Genomic DNA, 18124 nt, shown 5'->3' on the forward strand with positions numbered 1-18124 from the left:
CCGTGATCGGATTAAAGCAATTTGCGCATCCGCATCAGGTCACTGAAGCTCGCGTCGATCTTCACACGACCGGAGAACAACGCCTTGCTGAAGTCCAACCGGTCCTCGGCGAGGGCCACGAGGTCGTCACCGGAGGCAGTGATGCGGACCTGCGCGCGGTTGCCGGGGGTGCCGGCGTCGCGCGAGGTGACATCCTCCAGGCCGTTCTGGGTGAGCCGCATGTCGAACACGGTGTCCAGGTCGCGAACCGTGACGCTGATCGTGCGCTCCACGATGTGTTTGCGCCGGTCGGCCTCGTCGACCTCCATGATCCGGTCCGAGACTTTGTCGATCGCGTTCCGGCAGTCTTCAACGCTGGTCATGCGCTCCATCATGCCCCACGCCGCCGCGCGCGAAAGTACCGCGGGGTGGGAGAGGCATCACACAGAGCACGCATAGCGTGCGGGTTTCGCTCCACGTGCGGGGCCGGTCCCGGTAGCGTTGTCGCTTGGTCCCCTCGTCGCTTAGTCCGACCGGTCACTCACTGAGGAGCACGTCACGATGGTCGTGGAAGCGGTTCGCACGTATCTCGATGCCGCCAGTGGCCTTACCGAGCTGACCCGCAAGCGCGCGGTCGCGGCCGCCAAGACGCTGCTGAAGGCTAACGACGACCGCGCCGCCAGCACTGCCGACGCTGGCGGTTCCGCGGCCGGACCAGGACGGGTGGGGCAGAACATCCAGACGCTCGCCACCGAGCTGATGGAGACGAACGACGCCAACCGCCAGGCACTGGGCGACCTTGTGCAGGCGGAGGTAGAGCGGGCACTGGAGCGCCTCGACCTGGTCCGCCGCTCCGACTACGAGCGCTTGGCTCGCCGAGTCGCCGAACTCGAGCGCAGACTCGCCGCCCAGCGTCCCCCCGCACAGCCGGCCCAGACCCCGGTCCGGGCGGCAGTTCAGCCCGCCGCTCCGGCGGCCGTTCCGTCTCCAGCGCAGGTATCAGCCCCGGTCGCTTTCCATGCGACGGCCCCCGCTCCGGCCGCGGCGGTGTACCCGGCTTCCGCGGCACCTCCATTTCCGATAGCGGCTCCGGCTCCGGAGGTGGCTTCGGCACCAGGGGCGTTCGCCGAGGCGAACCGCCAACCGGCCGCCGAGGCGGCCACGGAGGCGCCGACCGCCGAGAAGGGCTCCGAACAGCCCAGCTCGCCTGGGAAGAGCGAAGCGGTGCAGGCCGAGGCCGCAACCGCGGCGACGCCCGAGGTCGAGCAGAACGCCGAGCAGGACACCGAGCAAAAGCCTGAGAACAAACCTGAGACGGACCCAGGGGGCGATCAGACGACCGCGGCTGAGGGCAAGAAGGCGGCCGGGGCGAAGTCGGCGAAGACCCAGAAAGCCACCCAGCAGAGCGCGGGTAAGACGTCGACGAGTAAGAGCAAGAGCACAAGCTCGCGCACCCGTTCCACGTCCGCGAACAAGACCGGAACAAAGCGAACGGGAAGCCGGTCGAAGAACGCCACCGCCCCCAAGAAAGGCGAGCAGAAGTGAGCGACCAGCCCGAGGATGACGCTGCGGCAGACCTCGCGAAGCAGACACTGGACGGCACCCGTCAGCGCCTCGCTGACCTTGACAGCCTGCCGATCTCTGAGCACGTCGCCGTCTTCGACCAGCTCCACCGCGACCTGAGCACGGTGCTGAACACCATTGACCAGCAGGAGGATCAGGGAAGGGCCTGAGTCGTCCCGCCTTGACCGCCGCGCGGTGGAGCGGCTGCCGCCGAAGGGGCCGCATGCCGGGCATCGGCGTAGGAAACACCACACGCCACCGAGGTCGCCTCGTCATTGCGGGGACGGTTCGTCGGCGTCCAGCGAACTGGGGGCTGACCGGCGTCGGCGCCGCGCACGCTCCGGGGAGCTGGTTGATGTGCTTCCAACGTGAACAAGTGCCCCCTGGGGCCCGCAGAGGCGGGGAGGGGCTGGCAGGACACTCGCCGGGCACACGCGCTCGTACGCGCCTCGCCCGCACAAAGATGGTCCCGTGGCGGACCCGAACGGCCGGGGTCGGCGCTGCGCCGCCGAGGCTCGAAAAAGGGCGGCTCTCCCGATACAAGCGCGGATCTGACGAGAAACCTGGGGACACATCGGAGTACGCAACGGTCCGGAATGCGGTCAGCGCACGAGGAACGGGGCTCTCCGCCCCCACATGCGCCGCATGCGTCCGAAGGGGAGCAGGGGGTGGGCCCATCGCCTGCGGGATGATCGGTCGGTCCGCTGGCGCGGGTATCGTCACAACGCAGGATTTCTCTAGCGGATAGGCGCCTGACCTTCACTATGGCCAAGAGAGCCCGGCTCGATGCCGAACTGGTCCGTCGTGGGCATGCTCGCTCACGCGGGCACGCCGCTGAACTCATCGACAGCGGGTGCATCCGCGTCAACGGCATGGTGGCGACGAAACCCGCGACCCAGGTGGGGACTGATCAGGCGATCGTCGTGAAGGTTCCCGATGAGGAGCCCGCCTACGTCTCGCGTGGTGCGCACAAGCTCGTCGGGGCGCTTGACGCGTTCGGGATCGATGCCAAGGGCCGTCGTTGCCTTGACGCGGGGGCGTCGACCGGCGGCTTCACCGACGTTCTCCTGCGCCGCGGCGCCGCTCACGTTCTCGCCGTCGATGTCGGGTATGGGCAGCTCGCCTGGTCTCTGCGCAGTGATGACCGGGTGCGGGTCGTAGAGCGGTGCAATGTCCGCGACCTCACGCCGGAGTTGGTCGGTGAGCCGCGCCCCGACCTGGTCGTAGGCGACCTGTCGTTCATCTCGCTCAAGCTGGTGCTTCCTCCCCTGGTGAACTGCGTCGCGCCCGACGCCGACTTCGCGATGATGGTGAAGCCGCAGTTCGAGGTGGGCAAGGAGCGGGTCGGCGCCGGAGGCGTGGTGCGCGACCCCGACCTGCGCGCCCAAGCGGTGCGTGAGGTTGCCGAGCACGCGGCCACGCTCGGCCTTGGGACCAAGGCCGTGGTCGCCAGTCCACTCCCCGGGCCGTCCGGCAACGTCGAGTACTTCCTCTGGCTGCTAGCCGGGGCCCCGTCCCTCGATGAGGAAGTGCTGCGGCGCGCCATCGAAGAAGGGCCGCGGTAAGGGCGGTACGGACGATAGGGGCGGTGGTGAGGGCGACGCCCGTCACCGGCGCCTGCGGTGGGAGGGTCCGCGTGGCCGCGACCCGTGGCGAGGAGGCGTGGGTCGGCCGCGTGGCCCAGCGCAGCTGCCTGGCGCCCCCGCGTTTTCCCTGCTCCCCCCTGTGGCGGGGCGCCTTTGCCGCTCCGCCACCTGCGACAGGGAACAAGACACGCGCGCCGAATCGTTCTCCACAGGTGGCGACATGGCCGTGACGGCGGACGTTCCGTGCGCGGGGGCGGTGCTCGGATTGGGCCACGGGCACCCTCGGGTTCGTTGTAACGTGACCCGGCCGGGGGCGCAGCGGCTCCCGGATCGGGGGCCGAAACGGTGACGAGAGGATCTTCCATGACCAGCGCGGGTCAGGGCGGCAGCGGGGTGGCTGGGGCAGAGGGCCGGTCGGACCGCAGTGTGCTGCTGCTGGTACACACGGGGCGTGCCGCCGCGATGCGCAGCGCCAAGCTGGTCCATCGCAGCCTGACCCAGGAAGGGCTGACGGTCAGGATGCCTTCCGCTGAGGCCGACGACCTCAAGCAGGCCGGATACGAGCTCGACCCGATCGAGGTAACGCGCGGCCCGGACACCGCCGATGGCGCGGAGCTGGTCATGGTGCTCGGTGGGGACGGAACGCTGCTGCGAGCCGCGGAGATCGCCCGTCCCGCCGGAGTGCCTGTCCTCGGTGTCAACCTCGGCCACGTCGGCTTCCTTGCCGAAGCCGAGCGGGAGGACCTGAACGAAACCGTACGGGCCGTCGTCGACCGTGCCTACGAGGTCGAGGAGCGGATGACCCTCGACATCGCCGTCTACAACAGTGGCCGCGACGGCGGCGCACCGCCGATCCACAACTGGGCGCTTAACGAAGCCACCTTGGAGAAGTCCACCTCCGGCCGGATGCTGGAAATGGTGTTGGAGATCGACGGCCGCCCGTTGTCGCGCTGGGGCTGCGACGGCGTGGTCTGCGCCACACCCACTGGTTCCACCGCGCACGCCTTCTCCGCTGGGGGCCCCATCGTGTGGCCGGAAGTGGCGGCGCTGTTGGTCGTGCCGATAAGCGCGCACGCCCTGTTCGCCCGGCCTGTGGTCGTCTCCCCGGATGCCACCATTGCTCTCGAAGTCGTACCGGACACGACCACGGGCGTGCTCTGGTGCGATGGACGCCGTATGGTCGAATTGCCCCCAGGGGCACGGATCGAGGTAACGCGTTCGGATGTGCCGGTTCGTCTGGCGCGTCTGCAGCGGCCGCCGTTCACCGATCGGCTGGTCGCCAAGTTCGGCCTCCCGGTCGCCGGATGGCGCGGCCGTAGCGAGCGCGACCTGTAGTCGGACGGCGCCCCCCGCCGGAGAACGACCCGGATCCGGGTCCGCAGGCGAACATCGATGACGCTGGACGGACCTGGACGGACGCTTCAGGGTGGGCGGCACACCAGTGGTGGGAGCAGGAGAGGGTTCGGTGCTCGAAGAAGTTCACATCCGCGGTCTCGGCGTCATCGATGACGCCGTACTGGAACTATCTCCGGGGTTCACCGTGGTCACGGGTGAGACCGGTGCCGGGAAGACCATGGTGGTGACCGGATTGGGATTGCTCTTCGGTGGGCGCGCCGACCCGCAGCGTGTTCGGCCCGGCGCCGATCGCGCCGTCGTGGAAGGGCGCCTCACTGTGCCCACCGACGGCCGCGTCGCCGACCGCGTCGCGGAAGCCGGCGGCGAACTGGACGACGACATCCTCATCCTCACCCGCATGGTCTCCGCCGAGGGGCGCTCCCGCGCCACGCTCGGCGGCCGGTCGGCGCCGGTGAGCCTGCTCGCCTACCTCGCCGATGACCTCGTCGCCGTGCACGGGCAGTCCGACCAGCAGCGGCTTCTGCGCACCGACCGCCAGCGCGCCGCACTCGACCGCTACGCGGGGGCCGAGCTGAGCGCGACACTGAAGTCGTATGTCGCCACGTACCGCCGCCACCGTGAGATCGCCGAGGCGCTCGACGAGCTCACGACCCGCGCGCGGGAACGCGCGCAGGAAGCCGACATGTTGCGCTTCGGCGTGGCGGAGATTGCCGCGGCCGAGCTGCAGCCCGGCGAGGACGCCGAGCTGCTCGCCGAGGAGAGCCGACTCGCCCACGCCGACGCGCTCCGCGTCGCCGCCACCACCGCGCACGAAGCGCTCACGGGTGATCCTGCGGCCGATGTGCAGGCCGACGTGGTGGGTCTTCTCGCCGCCGCCCGTGGGTCGCTGACCGCCGTGCGCGAGCACGATCCCGCGCTTGCCTCGGTCGCTGACCGGCTCGACGAGGTCTCCTACGTGCTCAGCGACGCCGCCACCGAACTGGCCTCGTACGCGGAGTCGGTGGAGGCCGACCCGGCCCGCCTCGCGGCCATCCAGGAGCGCCGGGCGCTGCTCACCCAGCTGTCCCGGAAGTATGGCGAGACCACCGATGACATTCTGGCCTGGGCCGAGGATGCCACCAAGCGGCTGGCCGAGCTGGAGAGCGACGACGACCGGATCGACGAGCTCCGCGCCGAACAGGCGGAGGTCAAAGCGAGTCTCGATGAGCTCGCCGCCGACCTCACCCGGATCCGGACCGAGACCGCCGAGCGGTTCGGCGCCGCAGTGACCGAGGAGCTCACCGCCCTCGCGATGCCCCACGCGCGCGTCACCGTGAAGGTCACGACCGGCGACGAATTCGGTCCGCACGGGCGCGACGACATCGAGCTCCTGCTGGCCCCGCATCCCACCGCCCCGCCGTTGCCGCTGGCCAAGGGCGCGTCCGGTGGTGAACTTTCGCGGGTCATGCTCGCCATCGAGGTCGTGTTCGCGGGCGCCGACCCCGTCCCCACGTTCGTCTTCGACGAGGTCGATGCCGGTGTGGGCGGCAAGGCGGCGGTCGAGATCGGTCGTCGGCTGGCCCGGCTGGCCCGACGGGCCCAGGTCATCGTCGTTACCCACCTACCGCAGGTCGCGGCGTTCGCCGACAACCATCTCGTGGTGGAGAAGTCCAACGAGGGGACCGTCACCGAGAGCGGCGTGATGCGTCTCGACCGGGGCGGCCGGACGCGGGAGCTCTCCCGGATGCTCGCGGGCCTGGAGGACTCCGAACTGGGGCGCGCGCACGCTGAGGAGCTGCTCACCATCGCCGCCGCTGACCGCGCGTCCTGACCCCGCGGCAGCGTCGGGGATCCCGGGGTAACCTCCCACCTCCTTCTTCCTTTCCTTTCGTTTTCTCCTTTCCCGCCGCGCATGGTGGACTTCGCTGCCCGCTTTCCGGATCCGACCCGGCATTCTGTTCTGGTCAATCCGGGCGGTGTGGCGGTGTCCCCTTCCGGCCATCAATTCGTCACCTGCGCCTCGTTTACACCCTGGTGAGCACGGGAAACATGCCCGGAACGACGCTGGTGTGGTGAACACGCCGTGTACTCGCCGTTATAACTATTCCGGAATCGGCTCTGGCAGGATGCGAGCGATGAAGGTTCCGGCGGCGCTCAGCGCCCGACTCACGAAACTCCGTCGACCGCTCCCTGACGACGGTTCCTCCGGTATTACCGCCCCCGCTCGCTCGGACCGTCGGACCAAAGACCTCACCAAGCGCCTCAAGCCGGGCGACATTGCGATTATCGACCACGTCGACATCGACCGCGTCAGTGCCGAGGCGCTACTCGAGCGCGGCGTGTCGGCGGTGCTCAACGTCGCCACCAGCATCAGCGGCCGATATCCCAACCTTGGTCCGAGCCTGATCGTGGAGGCCGGCATCCCCCTCGTCGACGACGTCGACCCGGAGATTTTCTCCCGGGTCCATGACGGCGAAGAACTGCGCCTGGACGCCGGGACCCTGTACCGGGGGGACGAGGTCCTGGCCAAAGGGGTCGTGCAGAACGTCGAGTCCGTCGCGGCCGCGATGGCCGAAGCCCGCGCGGGGCTCTCGGTACAGCTGGAGGCGTTCGCGGCGAACACCATGGAGTACCTCAAACGGGAGCGGGAACTCCTCTTCGACGGCGTCGGAATCCCCGATCTCCATACGAGGATCGACGGCCGTCACGTGCTCATCGTCGTCCGCGGCTACCACTACCGCGAGGACATCTCGACACTGCGCTCCTACATCCGCGAATACCGACCCGTCATGATCGGCGTGGACGGCGGCGCCGACGCGCTCCTGGAGGCCGGGTACCGGCCCGGCATCATCGTCGGGGATTTCGACTCGGTGTCCGACCACGCCCTGGCCACCGGTGCGGAACTCGTAGTGCACGCCTACCGCGACGGCCGTGCTCCCGGGCTCAAGCGCCTCACCGACCTCGGTTACGAGGCCATCGTCTTCCCGGCCACGGGCACCAGCGAGGACGTGGCCATGATGCTCGCCGACGACTCCGGTGCGACCCTCATCGTCGCGGTCGGCACCCACGCCACGCTGGAAGAGTTCCTGGACAAGGGGCGCGCCGGCATGGCCAGCACCTTCCTCACCCGGCTGCGGATCGGCGGCAAGCTGGTGGACGCTAAGGGCGTGAGCCGCCTCTACCGCAGCCGGATCTCGCCGTGGGCGCTGCTGGCGCTCGTCGCGGCCTCTCTGCTCACTGTCCTTGTCGCGGGCTACAGCTCGCCGGCAGGACAGGTGTTTCTTACCTCCCTTGCGGCGCGCTGGGACGCGCTCGCCTACTGGCTCACGGGGCTGTTCACGTGATCGATTTCCGTTACCACCTGGTGTCCATCGTTGCGATCTTCCTTGCCCTGACGGTCGGCATCGTGCTCGGCACCACCATGCTCCAGGATCCGCTGCTGAACACGCTCAAAGCGGAGACCTCCGACCTGCGCGAGCAGAGCGACCGGCTGCGGACGGAGAAGGACGTCGCCAACAGGCTCAACGCGGGCGGGGGCGAACTCATCTCCGCCTACGCCGAGGACATGCTGGACGACCTGCTGACCGACGTCGACGTCGTCATACTGGAGTCGCCCGGTGCCGACAAGTCCACCCGGGACGAGCTGATCGCCCGCATCGAGCAGGCCGGTGGAGAAGTTCCCGGCCAGGTGGTGTTCACCGACAAGTACATCGACACCGGGCAGGCAACGTTCGTCGACGAACTCACCGAGCAGCTCGCCGAAGGGATGCGCCTCCCCAAGGGCGGCGCGTACGAGAAGGCCGGGGCCGAACTGGCCCGCGCTGTTCTCCGCCACGAGCAGGACGACAGCACAGCGAACAACGAGGACGACACAGCGGGCAGCGAGGGCGCCTCCGCGAACGACGGGGGCGGCGACGCGGACACAGTGGACGAGACCGGTGAGGAGGCCGTCTCCGAGTTCGACGCGGACGCCGTGCTCGCCGGGTTCTCCGAAGCCGGGCTGCTGACCGTTCAAGGCAACGTCGTCGAACAGGGCGACATCGCCGTGGTCCTCGCTCCGGCGCAACCGTTCCCGACCGAGAGCAGATCCAGCCCCAAGGAGCACGACACTCCGACGGCTAATGCCGCGATGCTGGCCCTGGCGCGTGCTGCGGACGACGCGGCGCACGGCGCGGTACTCGTCGGCGGCCCCACCTCGATCGAACCGGGCGGTCTCGTGGCGCAGGCCCGCGCGCAGGAGGCGAGGTACAGCACCGTGGACACCGCCGGATCGACCAGTGGAAACGTGGTCGCCGCTCTGGCTGTCGCCGCCGCGGAGGCGAACCGCAGCGGAGCCTACGGCATCGGCGAGGGAGTCGACGGGTTCCTGCCTGACCCGCTGCCAGAACCCAAGGAGAACACCAAGGGGAACAGCGAGGGCAGCGGTAAGGAGCACAACAGGTACGAGGGGACCGGGAAGAAGAAGCGGGACGCGACGGCATCGGCGTACGCCTCGTAAGACATCGCAGGTGCGGCCGGACGCCCTCACCCCCCGTCCGAGGGCGGAAGCGGCCGCGGCCGACAAGCGCCTCCGAAAACCGCAGGACCGCGCGCCGCGCGCGGAGGACGCCCGGACCGGAGAGGAGCGTGGTCGACGCCCGCACCCCCATTCTCCGCGCACCTCGAACACCCCCGGTCCTTCCCCCCCGGAGAGCTCTCCAGTGGGACAGGCGCCGGGAACGACGCTTCCGAGGACCGCCGCGGCGCACGGCCGTAAAAAACGCCGCCCGACGGACGGTCCGACGACGAATCGACGACGAAGAATCGGAGCGAGCTCATGGCTTTCCCTCGCCGCACCCGACGTGCGAGCCGCAGCCGGTCCCTCTTCCGGGGACTGGCCGGTGCCGCCCTCGGCGCCATCGCCGCGCGAACCGCCTTCACCCGCGCGACCCACGCACCCCGTGGCGACTCGGTCGACGACGTGTTCCTCGGATCCGGTGCCGCCCGCGACCTGTGGGCGCGCACCAATTTCCGCGGCGAGAAGGTCACCCTGCTGGAAGGCCCCGCCCTCGCCGCTGGAACGTGCGCCGCGGCCGCCCTCACGCCCGGTGTACCCGGACGGCTGCGCCTGGCCACCATCACCGCCGCCACCGGCGCGGCGGGCTTCGGCGCGTACGACGACATCTCGGGGTCCTCACGTTCACGTGGGTTCAAAGGCCACCTGAGCGCGCTGGGGCGAGGAGAGATCACCACGGGGGCGGTCAAGGTGGCGGGGATCGGCCTGACCGGGCTGCTCGCCGGAGCGATGATCCACCGCCGGCCGGTCGACACACTGATCAACGGTGCGCTGATCGCGGGCTCCGCCAACCTCCTCAACCTCTTCGACCTTCGTCCGGGCCGCGCAGCCAAGGTCGGACTGATCGCGGGCCTCCCCGCCCTCACCGGTCCGGCCGCCGGAGTTGTCGGGCCAGTGCTTGGCGCCACCGCCGCACTGCTCCCCGACGACCTGGGCGAACGCGCCATGATGGGCGACGCCGGAGCGAACGCGCTCGGCGCTGTCCTTGGTGTCACCGCGGCGGCATCGCTGCCCCGCCCGACACGTGCGGGGATGCTCGGCGCTGTCGTGGGTCTGACGCTGGCCAGCGAGTTCGTCAGTTTCAGCAGGGTCATCAGCGCCACCCCTCCGCTGCGGGCCCTGGACGACGTGGGCCGACGCCCCGCGCCGCGGCCGACGACAGCGGACTCGGCGACCGGGGACGACGGCCGGAGCGGCCCGCGCCCTTTGGATGCGGCGGACACCCCGCCGATCAACGTCCCGGCACAGCAGAGCCTCCAAACGACGCGCCGCCACAGCGACGGAGGCCCGGACCGGACGTGAGACGCTGCTCATCACGCCCGAGCGCCTCCATCCCCGACGTCGGACCTGGTCACCCTCAGATGTGTGCCCGGTCGAGGGGAGGGCCGCTCCTCATCCGTACCAGTTCTACGGACCCGCGGGCGGCCGCCCGTCCGACGGTCGCACGAGCAGAGGGAAAAGGCGTGTTCCCCACGCACGCGGGGATCGAGGCCGCCCGTCCCCGGGCCGCATCACGCGGACGAACTCTTCTCCGGCTGGTCGGGTGCCGCCGGGCTCGTATCAGCGGGCTTTCCCGTGGAGCACCCCCGTGTGGTGAGGATGCGGTGCGCCCATGTGGCTGAGACAGCGCCTGTGGGCGGGTGTGGCTGGTGCGGCGGCGCTGATCGCCGTTGTCACGGCGTTCGCGCGCGTGGCCGGGTTCGCCCGGACCGTGGTCTTCTCGCAGACCGTGGGGGACAACTGCCTGGGCACCGCCTATGTCACCGCGAACATGCTGCCCACCATCCTGTTCGAAATTGTCATCGGCGGCGCGCTCGCGGGGATGGTGGTACCCGTCTTGGCGGCTGGCGCCGACAAGGGCGATGACGCGCATGTGCGGCACACGGCTTCGGCGTTGGTGACGTGGGTGATCGTGATCGCGGTGCCGCTGAGCCTGGCGCTCGCCGCCATCGCTGTTCCGGCGATGTCGGTGATGTTGGGGCCGGGCCAGGGATGCGACCGCGCCGAGCTGGTCTGGTTGGCCGCGCGATTCGTGTTCGTCTTCGCGCCGCAGATCCTGTTCTACGGTCTCGCGGCCGTACTCTACGGAATCCTGCAGGCGCACCGGCGCTTCCTCGCCCCGGCGCTCGCTCCCCTGGTTTCCAGCCTCGTGGTGATGGCCGCCTACGTCGCGTTCCGGCCGCAGGGCGGGGCCTACACCAACGACCTTGCCCACCTGCCGCTGAACGCGGAACTGACGCTGTCGGTCGGTACCACCACCGGTGTCGCCGTGCTGTTCGCCACCGCGCTCTTCCCGACCCTGCGGTTGCGCCTCGGCCTGCGCCCTCGGCTGGCGTTCCCGCCCGGTGTGGGGCGGAGGGTCCGGTCGCTGGCGGCTGCCGCGCTGCTGCCGCTGGTGGCCATGCAGCTCAGCCTGTTGCTGGCGGCCGCCCTCGCGAACCGAGGCGGGGGATCGGGCGCGATCGTGCTCAACAACTATGCCTGGGTGCTGTTCACGCTGCCCTACGGGATCATCGCGGTGCCCATCGCCACCAGTGCGTTCACCACGCTCGCCGTACGCCACGGCGAGCACGACCAGCGCGGGTTCGACCGGGTGCTGGTCGGGAGCGCACGCGCGTCGCTGATCATCACGGCCGGCCTGGCCACCGCCCTGGCCGCCGCCGCGGCGCCCGTAGGCGCGCTGTTCGCCCAGGACGACCCGCTTCCCCTCCAACGGGCGCTGCTCTGCTACGCGCCCGGCGTCGTCGGATTCGGCCTGGTCGCGCTGTTGAGCCGGGCGCTGTATGCCTCTCGGCACGGACGTGAGGCCGCGGTGGCCCAAGTGACCGGATGGCTCGCGGTCATGGTGGGAAACGTGGTGCTGGTCGGGGTACTGCCTGCCGAGTGGACGGTGGCGGCGCTGGGCACCGGGACCTCCATCGGCCTGACGCTGGCCGCCATACTGCTGTCCGTCGCGACGCTCCGGGCGCACGGGCGGGCGGCCTTCGCGGGGCTGGGTCGGGGACTGCTGGCGGCGGTCATCGGCGCGGCGGCCGGGTACCCCGCCGGGGCGGCGGTGTCCGGGCTGTTTCCTCTCGACGGGGCGTGGGGCGACGCCATAGCGGCCCTCGTCGGGGGAGGAGCCGCCTTCGTGGTTTTCGGTGCGGCGGCTCTGGTGATCGACGGCCGCGCGGTGAGGTCCGCGCTGGCGCGGGGGACGGCGGTGCCCCGGGTGGCCGACGACGAGGGACAGGCACCTCCTGGCGATGATGAGATAACGGGTGAGGGTAGGTGAGGGGCAGGTGAACAAGATGCGGGTCGCGCTGGTGATCGGCACCAGCAGCGGGGGCGTGGGCAACCACGTCCGCTCCCTGTGTGAGGGGCTGGCCGGCCGGGGGCACCGGGTGGCGGTGATCGGGCCGCCGGAAACCGAGGAGCACTTCGGCTTCACGGCCACCGGTGCGAGGTTCGCCGCCGTCGATATCGGCGCGCTGCCGCGCCCTGGAGCCGATGTGGTCGCGGCCGCCAGGCTCAGTGGACTCCTGGCGGGTGCCGACGTCGTGCACGCCCACGGGATCCGCGCCGGCGCCATGTGCGCTCTCGCCGGGGCCGCCCCGCTGGTGGCCACCGTGCACAACGCGCCGCCCGAGCTCAGCGGGCCACGCGCCTGGGTGTTCCCGACACTGGAGCGTGTCGTGGCCCGGCGCGCGGACATCGTGCTGGGGGTGTCCAGCGACCTGGTGGACCGCATGCGCGCCCGCGGCGCGCGCCGCGTCGTGCGAGCCGTGGTCACCGCACCGCCGATGCCCGCGGCCGGGACGGCACGCGCGCAGGTCCGGGCCAGACTCGGTGTCTCCGGTGATCGCCCGCTTCTGCTGGTCGTGGCCCGCCTCGCCCCGCAGAAGGGGCTGAAGGTGCTGCTGGACGCGGCGCCCATGATCGCGGCAGGCGTCGGTGCCCCCGCCGAGCGCGCGACCCGTGTCCCCGCGACGGCCGCGCGCGACGCGGGGGCGGTGCCTCCGCTCATCGCCATCGCGGGGGACGGGCCGATGCGTGAGGAACTCTCCAGGCGGATCGACGCCGAGGATCTGCCCGTGCGACCGCTCGGGCACAGGTCGGACATCCCGGACCTGCTTGCCGCGGCCGACCTGTTCGTCCTGCCGTCCCTCTGGGAGGGGCCCTCGCTGGTCATCATGGAGGCGCTGCGCGCCGGGCTGCCCGTTGTGGCGACGCGCGTCGGGGGCATCCCGGACCTGTACGAGGATGTCGCGCTGCTGGTACCGCCGGGCGATGCGGGGGCGCTGGCCGAGGGGGTGACCCGGGTGCTCGGCGACCCGGGGCTGGCCGCGAAGATGCGCGCGGACGCGGAAGAGGCGGCGGAACGGCTCCCTACGGTGGAGGACACGCTGCGTCAGGTGGACGGGATCTACGCGTCGCTGACGGGTCGGTGAATTCTGGACGACCGGGAGGTGGACGGCCGGGTGTCGCCGCGGGTCGGATCGGCCCTCCGCGATTCCGATATCGCGTGAGGTCGGGGGATACCCGCACTCTGACCACGTCGTGGACGCAGCGGACATGGTCTGGTTCGCGCGCTCCGCGGGCGGCGAGGATCCGTCGAATATCCGTCAAGGATGGTCCCCAGCATGGCCAAGAGATGGCATGATGGACGTCAGTTCCCGGATCCGGCGGTAGTGCGCCCGGTGTCCGGATCGTTGAAGACAGGTGAGGGGAGTATCCCTTCGCGACGGTGTCGTCATCACGGATCGCAATGATGCGCTCCCGGTGCCGTCGGTCCACCTTCCGCGCTGTGTTCTCGGCGTGGTGCCGCGTGGGCGGGAGAGACCTCCGGTTAACTGGCATGCGCGGAGTCTCGGCTTCGGGCGGTGTGACCGGAGGAGTACCCCGATGGACGTTCCCCTGTGGGTGTGGATCGCGACGATCGGCGCGATGACCGCCATCCTGCTGATCGATCTCGCGATCGTCGACCACCCCTGGAGCAAGAAGAGCGGGCCGCGCGAGTTCGGCATGAAGCAGGCGGCCTGGTGGGCCGTCTTCTACGTCGGTATCGCGATCGTCTTCGGGTTCGGCCTCTGGTATTTCGGCGGGGCCACGGTAGCCGGTGAGTACTTCGCCGGGTTCATCACCGAGAAGAGCCTCAGCGTCGACAACCTCTTCGTCTTCTATCTGATCATCGGCGGGTTCGCGGTACCCCGGCGGTACCAGCACGAGGTGCTGCTCGTCGGCATCGTGATCGCGCTGATCATGCGCGGCTTCTTCATCGCCATCGGTGCCCAGGCCATCAACGCCTGGAGCGAGGTCTTCTACGTCTTCGGCGCGTTCCTCATCTACACCGCCGTGAAGATCGTCCACGATCACCTCAACGGCGACGAGGACGCCGACTACACCGACAGCTTCGCGGTGCGCATGGTCAAGAAGGTCTGGCCGGTGGCCGATGACTACCACGGCTCCAAACTGACGGTGCGTCTGAGCGGACGTCGCCACGTCACCCCGATGCTGATGGTCATCGTCGCGATCGGCGTCACCGACCTCGTCTTCGCCGTCGACTCGATCCCGGCGATCTTCGGCCTGACCAAGGACCCCTACATCGTCTTCACCGCCAACGCCTTCGCCCTCCTCGGGCTGCGCCAGCTCTACTTCCTCCTGGCCGGGTTGATGGACCGCCTCGCCTACATCAGCTGGGGCCTGGCGGCGATCATGGTGTTCATCGGCGTCAAGATGATCCTGCACGCGCTGCACGAGAGCGGCTTCACCGTCCCGGAGATCTCCACGAGCACGTCCCTGGTGGTGATCATCGGCGTGATGACCGTCACTATCGTGGCGAGTCTGCTGTGGTCCCGCGGCAGTGGCCGAACCGGGGAGAAGGAGCTCGAAGCCGAGCGCGGCGTCCCCTCGGAGTGACGGGGCGTGGCCGCCGAACCGGCCACCGAAGGACCTTCCTTCGAACGAATGTTCGTCTATAGTGGTGGTGTCCGCCGGTGATCCCGTCGGGCACCACGCGTTTCCCCCGGGCGGAAGATTCCGCCCGCCGAAGTCGTTACCGTTAAAGGTCCATCACCGCGGTCGCCTGCGTGCCCCTACGCGCCGCCGCGTTCTGGTGGGCCATATTCCGTGCGGTGTCTGGACGGGGCCGGTGTGTTCTCCGGCGCCCCAACCGCGCGCCGATGCCGAGGGGGCTGAAGCAAGAACATGGCCGAGCAGCTGGTGATCCGGGGCGCCCGGGAGCACAACCTCAAGGATGTCTCACTGGATCTGCCGCGCGACGCGATGATCGTGTTCACCGGCCTGTCCGGATCGGGCAAGTCATCGCTGGCATTCGACACGATCTTCGCCGAGGGGCAGCGGCGCTACGTGGAATCGCTCTCGGCCTACGCCCGGCAGTTCCTCGGCCAGATGGACAAGCCCGACGTCGACTTCATCGAGGGGCTGTCCCCGGCGGTCTCCATCGACCAGAAGTCGACCAGCCGCAACCCCCGCTCCACGGTCGGCACCATCACCGAGGTCTACGACTACCTGCGACTGCTGTGGGCGCGCATCGGCGTACCGCACTGCCCCGAGTGCGGCAGGGAGATCGCCCGCCAGACCCCGCAGCAGATCGTGGACCGCGTTCTGGAGCTCACCGAGGGGACCCGCTTCCAGGTGCTCGCGCCGGTCGTGCGCGGACGCAAGGGCGAGTACACCGAACTCTTCAAGGACCTGCAGTCCAAGGGCTTCACCCGGGCCATGGTCGACGGCGCCATGGTGCGGCTGGACGAGGCGCCCACGCTGAAGAAGCAGGAGAAGCACGACATCTCCGTGATCGTCGACCGCCTCACGGTCAAGGAGTCCGCGCAGAAGCGCCTCACCGACTCCATCGAGACCGCGCTGCAGCTGGCGGGCGGCACCATCGTGCTCGACTTCGTCGACCTGCCCGCCGACGACGCCGAACGCGAGAAGGTCTTCTCCGAGCACCTCTACTGCCCCTACGACGACCTTTCCTTCGAGGAGCTGGAGCCGCGCTCCTTCTCCTTCAACTCGCCCTACGGCGCGTGCCCCGAGTGCGCCGGGCTCGGCAGCCGCATGGAGGTCGACCCCGAGCTGCTCATCCCGGACCCGGCCAAGACGCTCAACGAGGGCGCCATCGCCCCCTGGTCCGGCGGGCACGCCAGCGAGTACTTCGGTCGACTCATGCAGGCCGTCGGCGACGCCATCGGCTTTGACCTCGACACCCCCTGGGAGCGCCTGTCCAGAGCCGCGCGCAAGGCGCTGCTGGAAGGCCACAACACCCAGGTGAACGTGCGCTACCGCAACCGCTACGGGCGCACCCGCTCCTACTACACCGACTTCGAGGGCGTCATCCCGTGGGTGAAGCGCCGCCACGCCGAGAGCGAGAGCGACTACGGCCGCGAGCGCCTGGAGGGCTACATGCGCACCGTGCACTGCCCCGCGTGCGGCGGCCAGCGGCTCAAGCCGGTGGTGCTGGCGGTGACCGTCGGAGGCGCCTCCATCTCCGAGGTGAGCGCCATGCCGCTGAGCGAGTGCGCACAGTTCCTGCGCGACCTCACGCTGAGCGAGCGCGACCAGGTCATCGCCTCACAGGTGCTCAAGGAGATCAACGCCCGCCTGGGCTTCCTGCTCGACGTCGGGCTCGACTACCTCAACCTTGAACGCCCCTCCGGCTCACTGTCAGGCGGTGAGGCGCAGCGCATCCGGCTGGCCACCCAGATCGGCTCCGGTCTGGTGGGTGTCCTCTACGTGCTCGACGAGCCGTCCATCGGCCTGCACCAGCGCGACAACTTCCGGCTGCTGGAGACGCTGCAGCGGCTCCGCGACATCGGCAACACCCTCATCGTGGTGGAGCACGACGAGGACACCATTCGCGCCGCCGACTGGGTCGTCGACATCGGCCCGGGAGCAGGGGAGCACGGCGGCAAGGTGGTCGTCTCCGGTCCCGTCGAGGACCTGCTGTCCAGCACCGACTCCGCCACCGGCGACTACCTCTCGCGTCGGCGGAAGATCGAGGTCCCCAACGAGCGCCGCCCCGTGACCAAGGGCCGCGAGCTCGTGGTCAAGGGCGCCCGCGAGAACAACCTCCACAACATCGACGTGGCGTTCCCGCTCGGCGTGTTCACGGCCGTCACCGGCGTCTCCGGGTCCGGAAAGTCCACTCTCGTCAACGAGATCCTGTACAAGGCACTGGCCAAGGAACTGCAAGGCGCCCGCTCGGTGCCGGGACGGCACACCAGGGTCAACGGGGTTAACCAGGTCGACAAGATCGTGCACGTCGACCAGAGCCCCATCGGCCGCACACCGAGGTCCAACCCCGCCACCTACACCGGGGTTTTCGACCACATCCGCAAGCTCTTCGCGCAGACCACCGAGGCGAAGATGCGCGGATACCAGCCGGGCCGCTTCTCCTTCAACATCAAGGGCGGCCGCTGCGAGGCGTGCGCGGGTGACGGCACCATCAAAATCGAGATGCAGTTCCTGCCCGACGTCTACGTCCCCTGCGAGGTGTGCCACGGGGCGCGCTACAACCGCGAGACGCTGGACGTCCACTACAAGGGCAAGACCATCTCCGAGGTGCTCAACATGCCGATCGAGGAGGCCCTGGAGTTCTTCGAGCCGATCTCCGCGATCCGCCGGCACATGCAGACCCTGAACGACGTCGGCCTGGGCTACGTGCGGCTGGGCCAGCCCGCGACCACGCTCTCCGGCGGTGAGGCCCAGCGCGTGAAGCTCGCCTCGGAGCTGCAGCGCCGCTCCACCGGGCGGACCGTCTACGTGCTGGACGAACCCACCACCGGCCTGCACTTCGAGGACATCCGCAAGCTGCTCGGCGTGCTCAACCGGCTGGCCGACAGCGGCAACACGGTCATCGTCATCGAGCACAACCTCGACGTCATCAAGACCGCCGACTACATCATCGACATGGGGCCCGAAGGCGGTGCTCGGGGCGGCACCGTCGTCGCCACCGGCACCCCCGAGGCGGTCGCGGCCGTCCCCGACTCCTACACCGGGCAGTTCCTCAACAAGATGCTCTAGCCGCGACGGTCCCACGGGCTAGGGTGGGACACGGCATCACCACTGCCTGGGGCGCGGCCGACATGAGACGATCCTGCCCGGAGCG

At 69.6% G+C, this 18124-nt stretch carries 13 protein-coding genes; 12 read left to right on the forward strand and 1 reads right to left on the reverse strand.

Going from position 1 to position 18124, the window contains the following annotated elements; all coding sequences use genetic code 11:
• Positions 1 to 11: 11 nt before the first annotated feature.
• Positions 12 to 362: an SCP2 sterol-binding domain-containing protein gene (locus ABD259_RS05365; RefSeq protein ID WP_344099733.1), complete on the reverse strand. Its 351-nt coding sequence runs from the start codon at positions 360 to 362 to the stop codon at positions 12 to 14.
• 178 nt (positions 363 to 540) lie between these two features.
• Between ABD259_RS05365 and ABD259_RS05370 the strand changes: the two genes are divergently transcribed.
• From ABD259_RS05370 to uvrA, 12 genes are all read left to right on the forward strand, one after another.
• The gene (locus ABD259_RS05370; protein ID WP_344160573.1) at positions 541 to 1524 is read left to right on the forward strand and encodes a coiled-coil domain-containing protein; all 984 of its coding nucleotides are present in this window, start codon (positions 541 to 543) and stop codon (positions 1522 to 1524) included.
• Complete coding sequence (locus ABD259_RS05375) at positions 1521 to 1712, forward strand: hypothetical protein (RefSeq protein ID WP_344160576.1); 192 nt, start codon at positions 1521 to 1523, stop codon at positions 1710 to 1712. Before ABD259_RS05370 ends, ABD259_RS05375 begins: the two co-directional genes overlap by 4 nt.
• A gap of 594 nt (positions 1713 to 2306) precedes the next feature.
• Positions 2307 to 3107, forward strand: coding sequence for a TlyA family RNA methyltransferase (locus ABD259_RS05380; protein ID WP_344099740.1), 801 nt, complete (start codon positions 2307 to 2309; stop codon positions 3105 to 3107).
• A gap of 384 nt (positions 3108 to 3491) precedes the next feature.
• Positions 3492 to 4463 carry an NAD kinase gene (locus ABD259_RS05385; RefSeq protein WP_344099742.1) on the forward strand — a complete coding sequence of 324 codons (972 nt, stop codon included), beginning with the start codon at positions 3492 to 3494 and terminating at the stop codon, positions 4461 to 4463.
• Positions 4464 to 4593: 130 nt separating this feature from the next.
• Positions 4594 to 6294, forward strand: a complete 1701-nt coding sequence (gene recN, locus ABD259_RS05390; protein WP_344099744.1) for a DNA repair protein RecN — start codon at positions 4594 to 4596, stop codon at positions 6292 to 6294.
• A 304-nt stretch (positions 6295 to 6598) separates the two neighbouring features.
• Complete coding sequence (gene steA, locus ABD259_RS05395; protein WP_344160579.1) at positions 6599 to 7807, forward strand: putative cytokinetic ring protein SteA; 1209 nt, start codon at positions 6599 to 6601, stop codon at positions 7805 to 7807.
• Positions 7804 to 8961: a copper transporter gene (locus tag ABD259_RS05400; protein ID WP_344160583.1), complete on the forward strand. Its 1158-nt coding sequence runs from the start codon at positions 7804 to 7806 to the stop codon at positions 8959 to 8961. Before steA ends, ABD259_RS05400 begins: the two co-directional genes overlap by 4 nt.
• A gap of 318 nt (positions 8962 to 9279) precedes the next feature.
• Positions 9280 to 10320, forward strand: a complete 1041-nt coding sequence (locus ABD259_RS05405; RefSeq protein ID WP_344160586.1) for a hypothetical protein — start codon at positions 9280 to 9282, stop codon at positions 10318 to 10320.
• Between the two features lie 310 nt (positions 10321 to 10630).
• Positions 10631 to 12292 carry a murein biosynthesis integral membrane protein MurJ gene (gene murJ, locus ABD259_RS05410; RefSeq protein ID WP_344160589.1) on the forward strand — a complete coding sequence of 554 codons (1662 nt, stop codon included), beginning with the start codon at positions 10631 to 10633 and terminating at the stop codon, positions 12290 to 12292.
• 16 nt (positions 12293 to 12308) lie between these two features.
• Complete coding sequence (locus ABD259_RS05415) at positions 12309 to 13448, forward strand: glycosyltransferase family 4 protein (RefSeq protein WP_344160872.1); 1140 nt, start codon at positions 12309 to 12311, stop codon at positions 13446 to 13448.
• A gap of 454 nt (positions 13449 to 13902) precedes the next feature.
• Positions 13903 to 14916 carry a TerC family protein gene (locus tag ABD259_RS05420; RefSeq protein ID WP_344099754.1) on the forward strand — a complete coding sequence of 338 codons (1014 nt, stop codon included), beginning with the start codon at positions 13903 to 13905 and terminating at the stop codon, positions 14914 to 14916.
• 288 nt (positions 14917 to 15204) lie between these two features.
• The gene (uvrA, locus tag ABD259_RS05425) at positions 15205 to 18039 is read left to right on the forward strand and encodes an excinuclease ABC subunit UvrA (RefSeq protein WP_344099757.1); all 2835 of its coding nucleotides are present in this window, start codon (positions 15205 to 15207) and stop codon (positions 18037 to 18039) included.
• The last annotated feature ends 85 nt before the right edge of the window (positions 18040 to 18124 follow it).

The organism is Nocardiopsis rhodophaea, from assembly GCF_039530945.1.
GTDB classification, from domain to species: domain Bacteria; phylum Actinomycetota; class Actinomycetes; order Streptosporangiales; family Streptosporangiaceae; genus Nocardiopsis_C; species Nocardiopsis_C rhodophaea.

Bases quoted from the DNA above. Each gene is read 5' to 3' on its own strand.
- ABD259_RS05365 (WP_344099733.1), bottom strand. From the start codon at position 362: ATGACCAGCGTTGAAGACTGCCGGAACGCGATCGACAAAGTCTCGGAC.
- ABD259_RS05370 (WP_344160573.1), top strand. From the start codon at position 541: ATGGTCGTGGAAGCGGTTCGCACGTATCTCGATGCCGCCAGTGGCCTT.
- ABD259_RS05380 (WP_344099740.1), top strand. From the start codon at position 2,307: ATGGCCAAGAGAGCCCGGCTCGATGCCGAACTGGTCCGTCGTGGGCAT.
- ABD259_RS05385 (WP_344099742.1), top strand. From the start codon at position 3,492: ATGACCAGCGCGGGTCAGGGCGGCAGCGGGGTGGCTGGGGCAGAGGGC.
- steA (WP_344160579.1), top strand. From the start codon at position 6,599: ATGAAGGTTCCGGCGGCGCTCAGCGCCCGACTCACGAAACTCCGTCGA.
- ABD259_RS05405 (WP_344160586.1), top strand. From the start codon at position 9,280: ATGGCTTTCCCTCGCCGCACCCGACGTGCGAGCCGCAGCCGGTCCCTC.
- murJ (WP_344160589.1), top strand. From the start codon at position 10,631: ATGTGGCTGAGACAGCGCCTGTGGGCGGGTGTGGCTGGTGCGGCGGCG.
- ABD259_RS05415 (WP_344160872.1), top strand. From the start codon at position 12,309: ATGCGGGTCGCGCTGGTGATCGGCACCAGCAGCGGGGGCGTGGGCAAC.
- ABD259_RS05420 (WP_344099754.1), top strand. From the start codon at position 13,903: ATGGACGTTCCCCTGTGGGTGTGGATCGCGACGATCGGCGCGATGACC.
- uvrA (WP_344099757.1), top strand. From the start codon at position 15,205: ATGGCCGAGCAGCTGGTGATCCGGGGCGCCCGGGAGCACAACCTCAAG.